Annotated in this window: 11 protein-coding genes and 1 tRNA gene; all 12 read right to left on the bottom strand. The window is 32.4% G+C overall.

Annotated features, from left to right (window positions below; genetic code table 11):
• Window positions 1–63: 63 nt before the first annotated feature.
• Window positions 64–516, bottom strand: a complete 453-nt coding sequence (locus tag AB9Q04_RS06260; RefSeq protein WP_394011240.1) for a redoxin domain-containing protein — start codon at window positions 514–516, stop codon at window positions 64–66.
• Between the two features lie 46 nt (window positions 517–562).
• Entirely contained in the window at window positions 563–1,759 is a 1,197-nt protein-coding gene (locus tag AB9Q04_RS06255) for an amidohydrolase (RefSeq protein ID WP_410024489.1), read from the bottom strand.
• A 146-nt stretch (window positions 1,760–1,905) separates the two neighbouring features.
• Window positions 1,906–3,129 (bottom strand): MalY/PatB family protein, encoded by a 1,224-nt coding sequence (locus AB9Q04_RS06250; RefSeq protein WP_410024488.1) that lies wholly within the window; start codon window positions 3,127–3,129, stop codon window positions 1,906–1,908.
• Between the two features lie 123 nt (window positions 3,130–3,252).
• Entirely contained in the window at window positions 3,253–3,624 is a 372-nt protein-coding gene (locus tag AB9Q04_RS06245; protein WP_410024486.1) for a RidA family protein, read from the bottom strand.
• Window positions 3,625–3,699: 75 nt separating this feature from the next.
• A complete protein-coding gene (locus tag AB9Q04_RS06240; protein WP_410024484.1) occupies window positions 3,700–4,704 on the bottom strand; it encodes a M15 family metallopeptidase in 1,005 nt (334 codons plus the stop codon).
• Window positions 4,705–4,937: 233 nt separating this feature from the next.
• Window positions 4,938–7,133 carry an RNA degradosome polyphosphate kinase gene (locus AB9Q04_RS06235; protein WP_410024483.1) on the bottom strand — a complete coding sequence of 732 codons (2,196 nt, stop codon included), beginning with the start codon at window positions 7,131–7,133 and terminating at the stop codon, window positions 4,938–4,940.
• 5 nt (window positions 7,134–7,138) lie between these two features.
• Complete coding sequence (locus AB9Q04_RS06230) at window positions 7,139–8,047, bottom strand: Ppx/GppA phosphatase family protein (protein WP_410024481.1); 909 nt, start codon at window positions 8,045–8,047, stop codon at window positions 7,139–7,141.
• A gap of 1 nt (window position 8,048) precedes the next feature.
• A complete protein-coding gene (gene murI, locus AB9Q04_RS06225) occupies window positions 8,049–8,798 on the bottom strand; it encodes a glutamate racemase (RefSeq protein ID WP_410024480.1) in 750 nt (249 codons plus the stop codon).
• Complete coding sequence (gene ispE / locus AB9Q04_RS06220; protein WP_410024478.1) at window positions 8,795–9,625, bottom strand: 4-(cytidine 5'-diphospho)-2-C-methyl-D-erythritol kinase; 831 nt, start codon at window positions 9,623–9,625, stop codon at window positions 8,795–8,797. Before ispE ends, murI begins: the two co-directional genes overlap by 4 nt.
• 92 nt (window positions 9,626–9,717) lie before the next feature.
• Window positions 9,718–9,807: transfer RNA gene (locus tag AB9Q04_RS06215), tRNA-Leu, on the bottom strand.
• Window positions 9,808–9,864: 57 nt separating this feature from the next.
• Complete coding sequence (locus AB9Q04_RS06210) at window positions 9,865–10,590, bottom strand: amino acid ABC transporter ATP-binding protein (RefSeq protein WP_410024477.1); 726 nt, start codon at window positions 10,588–10,590, stop codon at window positions 9,865–9,867.
• Window positions 10,583–12,061 carry an ABC transporter substrate-binding protein/permease gene (locus tag AB9Q04_RS06205; protein ID WP_410024476.1) on the bottom strand — a complete coding sequence of 493 codons (1,479 nt, stop codon included), beginning with the start codon at window positions 12,059–12,061 and terminating at the stop codon, window positions 10,583–10,585. The genes AB9Q04_RS06210 and AB9Q04_RS06205 overlap by 8 nt, the downstream gene beginning before the upstream one ends.
• Between the last annotated feature and the right edge of the window lie 7 nt (window positions 12,062–12,068).

The raw sequence follows: 12,068 nt of genomic DNA, 5'->3' as shown, positions 1-12,068 counted from the left end.
TTTTTACCCTCAATTGGATAAAAAATAAAACCTCCTAGGTTAACTAGAAGGCATATGATTTTATTATAAGTTTTCGATTACTTCTTCGATATCAGGTAGTTCAGATGGTTCATAAACTTTTACCCATTTTACATTACCTTCTTCATCGATTATTACATTTGCTCTTTGGCTTGCTCCATTTTCTTCATTAAATAGGCCATAAGCTTTTGTTACTTCGCCATATGGGAAAAAGTCTGATGCTATTTTTACATCTTCTATACAAAGAATATCAGCCCATTTTTGCTTAGCTGGGAATGGGTCAATAGAAAGTCCGATTACTACTGTATCACCTTTTTCTTGAATTCTGTCATAGTTTCTTTCTAAACTTCTCATTTGATCTGTACAAACAGATGTAAATGCAAGTGGGTGCCAAGAAAGAATAACTTTTTTACCCTTAAGGTCAGATAAATTTATGTCATTTTTATATTGATCTTTTAGTGAAAATTCTGGTGCTTTCTCATTAACTTTAATAGTCATTATTTACTCCTTTTAATTTCTAGTTCGATATATTATATATACCCAATTAATTAGCATTTAAAAATTCATTGGCAAATTTAACCATAGCAGTTGCCCCTAGAGAAATAGATTCCTCATCTATATCAAAGTATTCATTATGGTGCTCAGCCCCAGATCCTACTTCTGGATTTTTTGTACCGACAAAGGCAAAAACTGTCGGGCAAAGATTAGCATAACCTGCAAAAGTTTCTGAAGCAAACCAGGTTATTCCTCTATCAATACTTCCTGGTATAATTTCTTCTATAGAATCTTGGGCAAGTTTTGCTAATTTTTCATCATTAATAACTGGTTCATTATCATGTCTTATATCATTGGCTATAAACTCGCACTCATGAGCCTCGGCTGTTAAGCTTCCAATTTTTTTTACAAGGTCAAGCGCCTTTTTACCTTCATTAGTATCAAAATATCTTAAGGTTCCAGCAACCCTTACTTCATCTGGAATTACATTTGCAATTGTACCACCATTTATAAGACCCAGTCCTAGAGTAACTGTTTTTGTAACATCAACGCGGTTTACCCATGCGCTGGCTAGCCCATTTATGATATTTGTGGCAGCAAAAATAGGACTTATAGATAAATCTGGTCTAGATCCGTGACCACCCTTTCCGCGTACAGTAAAATCAACAATACCATTACCAGCCATAACTGGCCCAGCATCTAGACCAATTTTTCCAGTTGGTAAAAATGCAGCCAGGTGTTCTCCATAGATTGCATCTATTTTTTCTTTTTTTAAGGCTGCTAGCATTTTATCAATGCCTACACCTGTTTCTTCCCCTTCTTCAAATATAAAAATAATTTTTCCCCTAAGATTATCCTTATGGGCTACTAAAACTTTCATAGCTCCTAGAAGGGTTGCCATATGACCATCGTGACCACATGCATGAAACTTACCTGCTACTTTTGAAGTGCAAACTCTTTTTACTTTTTGATTTGATTCTTTTTCTACTATTGGCAGGGCATCTATATCCGTACGCAATCCTAGAGTTTTGCCAGGTTTTTTTGTATCGAGGATAGCATAAAATCCTGTGCCATCTACTTCTTTTATTGGTAAATTTAATTTTTTTACCTCTTCTTTTAAAAATTTACTAGTTTGATATTCTTCTCCAGATAATTCTGGATTTTCGTGTAAGTATCTACGGGTATTTATCAAATAACTTTTTATATCTGCTATACTATTTAAAATAACTTCATTGCTAATGGTCATAATTCTCCTAACAAAAAAGACGGGCTAGACCCGCCTTTACTAATATCTCTAATAATTATAAAATATCGATCTCTACAAATACCATACTATGTTTTTTTATAAAAATCGACCTCCATAAATAAGTTATAATTTTTATAGGACTAGTCTTATCCTATAAATTTTTCCTTATGCTTATTATTAATAGCATCTGCAATCCTATTAAGACCTTCTTCTAAGTATGATCTTGGGCATGCTAGGTTTAACCTAACCATTCTATTAGCATGGTCTACAAAAGTCTTATCAGACTCAATAAGTACTCCAGCTAGCTTAGCAAAAAATAGCTCTAAGTCTTCATCTTCTTCAAAATATTCTTTAAAATCTACCCAAGCAAGATAGGTTGTTTGAGCTGGGCTAATGATAGCTTTGGATAAGTTTTTAGCAAAAAATTCATCTAAATATTTAAAATTATCATCCAAATACTCATTGCATTCTTTAAGCCAATCACTCCCTTTTGTATAAGCTGCGATTGTAGCTTCGTGGTTTAGAGGATTGACAGCAGATTTATTATAAAACTTCCATTTTTTTCTAAGGTTTTCATTTCTAATTATTATAGATGATTCTGCTAGGCCTGCTATATTAAAGGACTTACTTACTGCCATGCAAGTAATTAGCTTGTCATAGTCAGTAAGAACTTTTCCTAAAGGGATATGCCTAGGTGCATCTTTTCTTCTTATATCACAATGTATTTCATCAGATATTACCCAAAGATCATATTTTTTAATTAGTTGACCAATTTTTTCTAATTCTTCTTTAGTCCAAGCCCTGCCTGTTGGATTGTGTGGGTTACAAAATATAAATAATTTTACATCACTTTGGGACATTTTCTTTTCTAAATCATCAAAATCTATACTATAATATCCCTTTTCATCTTTTGTAAGCTCGCTTGTTATATACTTCCTATTATTTTTATCACAAGCAACTGCAAATTGGCCATAGGCTGGCGTGTTAAATAATACTTTTTCATCTTCATTTACAATATAAGATATTATATTACTTATAGCAAGTACTATACCATTAGAAGTAACTAACTGATTTTTTTCAAATGTAAAGTCATACCTATCTTTACACCACTTACTTAAACTATCATATAATCTAGAATCAGAATTTATAGTATATCCTAAAATTTGTCTATCAACACGTTTTTTAATAGCATCTAGAATTTCAGGTGCACAGGCAAATTCCATATCTGCCACCCACATATGGATAAATTCATCATCGTTAAAGGGTAAGTCCAAAGAATCATAGGAATTAAAAATATACCCCTTGTATCCTTCTAACTTCAAGGCGTTTGTTCCAGACCTATCAACTATCTGATCAAAATTATATTTCATATCTGCTCCTTAGTAATTATCTTACATTGCTCTAGTTAGTTATATATCTTAATTAATTTATAAAAATCATTATATGGGTAGCAAAAAACGGCAATACTTATATTGCCGTTTGTTATATTAAAGTTATAATGAAGCAATTGCTTCGATTTCTACACTTGCTCCTAGTGGAAGGGCTGCTACTTGGATAGCAGATCTTGCTGGCTTATGGTCGTTAAAAAATTCTTTGTAAACTTCATTTACCGCAGCAAAGTCATTGATATCTGCTAAGAAAACAGTACATTTGATAACCTTATCAATTGATGAACCAGCTTCTTCTAGGATAGCTTTGATGTTATTTAAAGATTGTCTAGCCGCAGCTGATATTTCTGTAACTAGCTCTCCTGTTTCAGGATTTAATGGAATTTGACCAGATGTAAATACAAACTCTTCTGTACCGATTGCTTGTACGTATGGTCCTACTGCTGCAGGTGCTTTGTCTGTGTGAAATGATTTCATAAATATTCTCCTTAATTTTTAAATGTTTTACATTACATTTATATAACAAATCATGGAATAATTCAAGGGGGAAATTTAATTAATTTTTAAATATTCCTCGAGGGTTAAATCATTTTCATAGATATTTTTAGCATTTTCTACACCTACAAATCTAAAGTGCCATGGTTCGGCCTTATGACCTGTTTTATTTTCTTTATCCTTTGGATATCTTTCGATAAAACCATATTTGTAAGCATTTTCTGCTAACCAATCATAGCTTGCAGTTTTTTCAAATTTGTCATTATATTTGCTACCTTCTGTAAAAAAGTCAAAGGCAGATCCTAATTGGTGTTCATTTGTTCCAGGAGCTGAGCTATCTGGTTCATCTACCTCATGCATTTTTTTCTCTAAATCATATCCTCTATAATCAGAAGCTATTTTTACATCTAGTTTTTCTCTTTGCATGTCTTGGCGCATGGTCTCAAAGGCACGTCTAGCAGTTTTATCTACCCCAGGATCGAAGTCTTCTGGTAGTGGATAATTTTCGCTTACATAAGCTAAACCATTTACAACTTTTATTTGCTTATCTTCTTCTAGCTTTGCTAGTCCATATTTATTTACGTAGTAATATGCGTCATCAATTTTTACCTTGGCAAAACCATTTTCTGTACCAAAATAAGGCACATAGGACCCTTTTTCTATAAACTTTTCTGTTTTAGAATAATCATTTGGAAACTGGTAGGCATACTGAGTTTGGGCGCAGATTACATATTCTTTTAAATCATCAGTATATTTATCATCTTCTAAAGCTTTGCTTTTATCAATATCTGCCTCTTTAAAACCAAAATCAGTTGCAACATGAACTTTCTTGTTTACTTCTTCTACGGTCTCTTCTTCTAATTCTTCAAAGTTTCCTGCTGCCTGCCTAATTTCATTTGGTCTTGCAATTTCAAATTCGTTGTCATTGCCAGTAAAGCCAAATTGGTAAAGTGATCCTACTAGTACTAAGCCAAGTCCTGCTGTTGTAAATATCTTTTTGTTTCTTGCTTTTCTTTTGCGTGCTTGTTTTCTCTTTTTTTCTCTGATACCTTTGTTAGACATATAAAGTTCCTATTCATTTATTTCAATATTATAGTAGTGTGCTTGTTTGAGTATGGTCTGTGGGAAATCACTTTTATAAAATGTATCTCAATTTTATGTGAAGCGATTATTTAACTATTTATTAACATTATAGCACGAGTTTTGTAATTTTAATAGGGGTAAAATCTGTTTATTTGCATAAATAACAAAAAAAATCGACAATAATAGCCGATTTTTTAAAATTTATTTAATATTTATTTTTTTCTGAAGATATCAGCTATTCTTTGGAAGTAATTTCTTTCATTTTTAAGCTGTTTTCTTTCTTCACTAATTTGTTCCTGCTTGTATCTCCTATTTCTTTTTGCCACTTCTTCTACTGCCCTAGTCTCTTCTGCTTCAAGACTTCTTTTTTGAGCTTGGCTTGCTAGAGTTGCTTGGGCATCGATATTGTTTATATTTTGAACCTTAGTATATTCACCATTGGCTAATAATTTTCTGATCTTGACATCATCTGAAAACATTAGATCCAAAAAGTCGATTATGCGATTTTTTATATCTTGATCAAAAATTGGAATAGCTACTTCCATCCTATGTCTGATATTTCTTGTCATAAAATCTGCTGATGAGATGTATACTTTGGAGTCCTCACCTTGTCCAAATTGGTAAACCCTATGGTGTTCTAAAAATCTACCTACAACAGAATATATTTCAATATTTTCAGTGCGGTCTTTAACACCTGGCAAGATACAAGTAATACCTCTAACTAACATTTCTATTTTGACACCTGCATTGGAAGCTTCTGACAATTTATCTATCAAAATTCTATCTGAAATGGAGTTTAGCTTTAGTCTTATATAACCATTGCCCCCATTTTCTTGGATTTTAATTTGCTCATCTATTAGCTTCTCTAGGCCTTCTTGCATAGATTTTGGACTTACCATAAGGTTTTTATATTCACCATCAAGGTTACCTAACATAACATTATCAAATAAGTCTTTAGCATCTAAACCTATAGCCCCATTTGCAGTCATTAGCGAAAAGTCTGTGTAAAGCTTAGCAGTTTTTTCGTTATAATTTCCTGTTGCCACTTGGGTTATATAATTTATATTTCCTTGGTGGTCTACCCTTGTTATTAGACAAATTTTGGAGTGGGTCTTGTAATTATCAAAACCATATAGGATTTTACATCCTGCATCTTCTAGTTGAGAAGACCATAAGATATTATTATCTTCATCAAATCTTGCACGAAGCTCCATTAAAACTATCACATCTTTACCATTTTCACTAGCCTTAATTAAGGCTTTGGCTATTTTACTATCATGGGCTATTCTATATAGGGTAATTTTTATAGAAACTACAGTGTCATCCTCAGCTGCCTCTTCCAAAAGCCTTATAACTGGATCCATGGATTCGTAAGGAAAGGATAAAAATATATCTTTATTATCTATTTGATCCATTATTTTTCTATTCGGATTAACCATAGTAGAAGGTTGTGGGGTAAATGGCTTGTAAGTGTGATTTGTAATGAGGTTTTCTGGTAAATCTTCTACAAGGCCAAATAAAAATCCTGCCTGCATCAAGGACTTAGTTACAAAGATATTTTTCTTATCTAAGTCAAATTGACTGGTTAAAAATTCTATGGAAGAATCAGATAAGTCCTTATCTACCTCTAGCCTAACCGGATGCAGTCTTTTTCTTTTTTTAAGCTTACCTTTCATATAGTCTCTAAAATCTTGGTCTATATCATAATCGTCATCATCATATGATATATCGGTATTTCTTGTTAGAGAAATGGTGTACTTATTTACTACTTCATAACCTTCAAAAACTTGGTAGCCAAATTCTTTTATGATATCTTCTATAAATACAAAACTTGTATCATTTATTTTTAGGTATCTTTTTACCTTATCTGGTACTTGGATTAGGCCGATATTATTACTTTCCTCATCCTTTTGGCCTACCAGGGAGAAAAGTACTGATAAGGCTAGGTTTGGTAACCTTGGAAAAGGGTGAACCCTATCTACTACCTGAAAATTTAATATTGGTTCGATTTTTGTATTAAAATAAAACTCTACTGATTTTCTATCTTTTTCGCTTAACTCAGAAACTTTAAGAAAATTTATACCATTTACTTTAAGTTCATCTACTATTTGTCCATAAACTTGATCTTTTTGTCTATATAAGTCAATACAATCTGATAATATTGCATCAAGCTGCTCATCACTGGTCATGCCTGACTTGCTATCAACTGGTTTTTTCTTTAGATTTTTAAAGTCTGTTAAGCTACCAACCCTAACCATAAAAAATTCTTCTAGGTTAGTATCAAAAATTGAGAAAAATTTAATGCGCTCTAATACTGGTACATCTCTGTCATTGGCTTCTTCAAGCACCCTTTGGTCAAATTTTAACCACGAAAGTTCTCTGTTTTGCGTAAAAGATATATCTTTCATATTGTTTAATTATTCCTTCCTAGTAATTTATTATATACATACCCTTCTCTGACCCCCGTCTGACTTATACTTATTTTTTCACAATAGAAGTATTTAGTCAAACGGTTTAATATTACCATACCAGGAAGTAAGGTGTGGACCCTATCAGGTTTTACTGCTAGAATGGCATCTAAGATGTCTCTTGGTTCTTTTTCGATAAATTCTTTTATCATATCATTTAAATTACTAGCATCCATTACAGTGTTATAGGAAGATTCATTATAATATTCATTATAAAATTTTAAAGTAGCACGTGCAGTACCACCTACTGCACATAAGAGCTCCTGCTCTTCCCTATACATTTTATTTGACTCAAGCAAATCTTTTACAGCAGTATCTATATCTTTTTTCTCATCCTTATTTAAAAATAAACCATCTACATAGTCATTAAAAGCAGAAAGAGATCCTATAGGAAGAGAGGTTGATTTTATAACCTTATTTTGATCAATAATTACAACTTCAGAAGAACCTCCCCCTATATCTGTTAAAATACCACGAGATACTTCTACAGAGGAGCTTGCCCCTATAAAAGCAAGTTTTGCTTCTTCTTCACCACTAATAATTTCAATATCCAAGCCAACTTCTTCCTTAACCCTATCTAGAATTTCAGTTCTATTAGCTGCATCACGGATAGTTGCTGTAGCAAATGGGTGAAGCTCATCAATATCTTCAAAATTATCCACAACCGCCTTAAATTTTTTAAGGGTACTTACTAATCTATCTATCCCCTTTTCTGAAAGGATGCCGTCTTTTACATAAGTTTTAAGGGAAGCTTGTTCTTTTTCATTAAATAAGTTTGTAACTTTTTCCCCGTGGACTTTATAAACTGAAAGTCTAACAGTGTTTGACCCTATATCTATTACCGCATAAATCATCTTAAATCTCCTTTAGTTTTAGTTTGTAATCACAAGCTAAGATTTTATCAATTGTTTGTTTATTTTTTTCATTTATCTCTGACATAAAAATATTTACATAAGATTTATTATCTTCTATAAAGTTAAGTTTACTGGCAATATTATCCGCAGGGTTTATGATATTTGCCTTATATGTAAGGTTTTTTTCTATAGCCTCCCTTATTATAGGATAATGGGTACAACCTAGGATAATATTTGGTATATGCTTTTCATTTGCTATTTTTAAGTATTCTTCTAAACTCTTATCAAGTTTTTCTCCAGATATTACTCCATCTTCAATTAAGTTTACTAATTTAGGAGCAGCTGTTTCATAAACAAAGCTTGTGGAATTTGCTTCAATATTATTTTTATAAAAATGACTTTCCACAGTTGTTTGTGTACCCAAAACTAAGAAGTCTCCCTCAAAGGCCAGGGCATTTTCAAGTCCTGATTTTGTTATAGGATAAAAAGCTTTATTATACTTCTCCTCTAAATAGTCAGTTGCAAGGGTAGAAATGGTATTACAAGCTATGACATATTGGTCTATGTTATAGTTTTCTAAAAACTTAACAATCTGGTCAGAAAATTCTATTATTAAATCTTTTGGGCGACTACCATAAGGAGCTCTAAGACTATCTCCAAAATAAAAATAATTAGCCTTTTTATTAGCTACAAGTTCTTTTAAGACTGTAAGGCCCCCTAGACCAGAATCAAATACACCAATATTTGTCATATTAATTCCACCTTTTCTACAAATTCATAATCTTCTCTCATTTTTTTATAGGCATTATCTATTGAATCATCATCCATAAAAATACCAAAGATTGATGCTCCGCTACCGCTTACTAAAGTTACTTCAGCGCCATTATTTAGAAATTCGTTTTTTATATCCAATAAATGTGGGTGAATATCAGTTACTACATCTTCCATAACATTTTCAAAATAAAAAATTGCTGAATTATCTCCGTTTTTTAGCTTTTCGACAATTAAATCATTTTCAACCTGCCCATAATCAGCTAGCTTTTTATAGACTTCAGCTGATGAAATCTCTGTGCCATCATTTACTAAGAGTATTTTCATATCAAGAGTATTATTAAAGGGTTCTAAAATTTCTCCAATACCCTTTGCTCTAGCAGGTGAATTTTCAAAGAAAAAAGGAATATCTGCTCCAAGTTTTACTCCTATTTCTTTCATTTCTTTTTTAGATAAATTTAAATTCCAAAGCTCGTTTAGGCCTTTTATCATTTCGGCTGCATCTGTAGAGCCTCCAGCAAGACCAGCTGCCAGTGGAATATTTTTCCTTAAATAAACATCCACTCCAGGATTTGGCGTTTTGTCTTTTAAAAGCTCCCAGGCTTTATAAATTAAATTATCTTCTAAGGGACAAATCTCAGTTAGATTTGAAGAATAATTAAATTCACGCTTATCATTTGGCTTTATTTCAAGCTCATCAAATAAGCCTATACGAGCCATAATAGTATCTATTTCATGATATCCATCTTCTCTTTTATATAGGCTATCCAAAGTTAAATTAATTTTTGCAAAACATTTTCTATTCATTTTAACCTCAGCTCTAATTATAACAAAATTTAGCAATTTTGAGCAAAAAAATAATATGCTTCTACCAGCATATTAGTCAAAAAAATATATAATGGTGCAGGATAGAAGACTTGAACTTCCACGACCTAAAATCGGTCACAAGATCCTTAGTCTTGCGCGTCTGCCAATTCCGCCAATCCTGCGTAAATACTAAATTATGATACACCCAAAAATGAAAAAAGTCAAATAAGAGTTGCCTCTTAAATGACTTGGGATAAAAATTGCTTACTGCGTTCATTTTTTGGGTTGGTAAAAAAGTCTTGGGGATTGCGACTTTCTTCTACAATGTGACCACCATCCATAAAAACAACCCTATTTGCTACTTCACGAGCAAAACCCATTTCGTGAGTTACAACAACCATGGTCATCCCCTCATCTGCTAGTTCTTGCATCATTTCTAAAACTCCGCCAACCATTTCTGGGTCGAGGGCACTGGTTGGTTCATCAAAAAGCATGAGTTTTGGATTCATCATTAAAGCACGAGCAATAGCCACCCTTTGTTTTTGACCACCAGATAGGTTCGCTGGATAGACCCTTTCTTTTTCTAAAAGTCCTATCCTATCTAGTAATTCTTTTGCCTTTTGGATAGCTTCACTTTTACTCATCTTATTTCTCATAATTGGGGCAAGAGTTAGATTTTCTATTATATTCATATTTGAAAAAAGGTTAAAGTTTTGAAAAACCATACCTATTTCTTCTCTTAAAACATTAATATCTACAGATGGGTCGTTTATTTTTTGACCTTCAAAAAATATTTCTCCACCATTTGGTTTTTCTAATAAGTTTAAACATCTTAAAAAAGTAGATTTCCCTGAGCCAGATGGACCTATAATTGAGATTACATCATTTTCTTCAACTTCAAGGTTTACCTTGTCTAAGACTTTTAAAGGACCAAATGATTTTTCCAAATTATTTACTTTAAGCATGTAGGTACATCCTTTCTATTTTTTTAAATACTTGTTCTATTAGTAAAACTATTACTAGATAAATGATAGCCGCTGAAAAATAAGCAGTTGCTGCATCAAAAGTTTGACTAATTACTATTGAAGCACCACGAGTTAGGTCAGCAAGTCCTATAAATCCAGCAATAGAAGTTTCTTTAAATAAGGTAATAACTTCATTACCTAAGGCTGGTAGTGAATTTTTCATAGCCTGTGGCATAACAACTTTTTTCATAGTTTGAAAATTGCTAAGACCGAGACTTCTTGCAGCTTCTTTTTCTCCTTTGGCAACAGAATTGATCCCGCCTCTAAAAAGTTCTGCCATATATGCAGATGAGTTAAGAGCAAAGGAAATTATTGCAACAAGCATAAGGTTATCTAGGTTTACTAAAATGACATTAAACATAATTAATAACTGAATAGTTGAAGGTGTACCACGGATAATGGATACAAAAAGAGTAAATATTTTGTCAAGAATATTAATTAAAATACTACCAAAGCCATTATTCTCATACGCTTGATCTATATTTGCAGCTCTAACTAGGGCAATTATTAAACCTAAAGCAAAAGAAATAATTAAAGCACAAATAGTTACTATAACTGTAGTTTTTAGACCATCTAGAAGATATTTGTAAGCCCCATTGTCAATTATATTTGACTTAAATCTACCAATTAAACCTGTACTCGCCTCAGTATCTTCACTTTTTTGGTATTTTTCCATTATTTTATCAATCTCACCAGATTCTTTTAAGGCTGCTATCGCTTCATTCATATCTTCTAAAAGCTCTGGTTGGTCCTTGCTGATGGCTATAGCATATTCTTCTTCTAGGTAAGGGGTTTCGATAATTGTTAAATCCTTATTTGCGTTTACAAAATTTTCTGCAGAGTGCTTATCTAGGATAAAAGCATCTACTTTTTTATTTTGTAAGGAAAGGATGCCATCTGGAACTTTATTAAATGAATTTACATTTTCTTCACCAAAATCATCCTTGGCGATGGTATCACCAATGGTTCCAAGTTGGGTTCCAATTCTTGCACCATTATTTAAATCATCTACTTCTTTAATATTAGAATCCTTGCGGGTAATGACAACTTGACTGGTTTTTGTAAATGAGTCGGTAAAATTTACTGATTTTTTACGTTCTTCTGTAACAGTAAAACCTGCTGCTCCCCCATCTATTTTCCCAGATCCTATACTTGCAATAATGTTATTAAAGTCCATGTCATGAAGTCTTACTTCAACTCCCATATAATCACCAATTGCACGTAAAATATCTGGATCAATTCCTACTATTTCATCACCCTCATAATATTCATATGGTGGAAAGTCAGCACTTGTTCCAAAGTCGATGACTCCATCATCTGCTGTATTACTTGATGCAAGTACTTTAGCCGGTATTAAAAAAAATACCAGCGTAAAAATAAATGCAAAAAGTTTATTCGTTTTGTTTTTCATTTCTACT

It is taken from the genome of Anaerococcus groningensis (assembly GCF_046365465.1).
Classification (GTDB): Bacteria; Bacillota; Clostridia; order Tissierellales; family Peptoniphilaceae; genus Anaerococcus; species Anaerococcus groningensis.
Note: the sequence above shows the minus strand (reverse complement) of the source record. Positions and strands in the feature narration are given on the sequence as shown.

What these genes read in the sequence shown, in the direction of transcription:
- AB9Q04_RS06245 (WP_410024486.1), bottom strand. Translation starts at nt 3,624, where the DNA reads ATGAAATCATTTCACACAGACAAAGCACCTGCAGCAGTAGGACCATAC.
- AB9Q04_RS06240 (WP_410024484.1), bottom strand. Translation starts at nt 4,704, where the DNA reads ATGTCTAACAAAGGTATCAGAGAAAAAAAGAGAAAACAAGCACGCAAA.
- ispE (WP_410024478.1), bottom strand. Translation starts at nt 9,625, where the DNA reads ATGAATAGAAAATGTTTTGCAAAAATTAATTTAACTTTGGATAGCCTA.
- AB9Q04_RS06235 (WP_410024483.1), bottom strand. Translation starts at nt 7,133, where the DNA reads ATGAAAGATATATCTTTTACGCAAAACAGAGAACTTTCGTGGTTAAAA.
- AB9Q04_RS06250 (WP_410024488.1), bottom strand. Translation starts at nt 3,129, where the DNA reads ATGAAATATAATTTTGATCAGATAGTTGATAGGTCTGGAACAAACGCC.
- AB9Q04_RS06260 (WP_394011240.1), bottom strand. Translation starts at nt 516, where the DNA reads ATGACTATTAAAGTTAATGAGAAAGCACCAGAATTTTCACTAAAAGAT.
- murI (WP_410024480.1), bottom strand. Translation starts at nt 8,798, where the DNA reads ATGACAAATATTGGTGTATTTGATTCTGGTCTAGGGGGCCTTACAGTC.
- AB9Q04_RS06205 (WP_410024476.1), bottom strand. Translation starts at nt 12,061, where the DNA reads ATGAAAAACAAAACGAATAAACTTTTTGCATTTATTTTTACGCTGGTA.
- AB9Q04_RS06255 (WP_410024489.1), bottom strand. Translation starts at nt 1,759, where the DNA reads ATGACCATTAGCAATGAAGTTATTTTAAATAGTATAGCAGATATAAAA.
- AB9Q04_RS06230 (WP_410024481.1), bottom strand. Translation starts at nt 8,047, where the DNA reads ATGATTTATGCGGTAATAGATATAGGGTCAAACACTGTTAGACTTTCA.
- AB9Q04_RS06210 (WP_410024477.1), bottom strand. Translation starts at nt 10,590, where the DNA reads ATGCTTAAAGTAAATAATTTGGAAAAATCATTTGGTCCTTTAAAAGTC.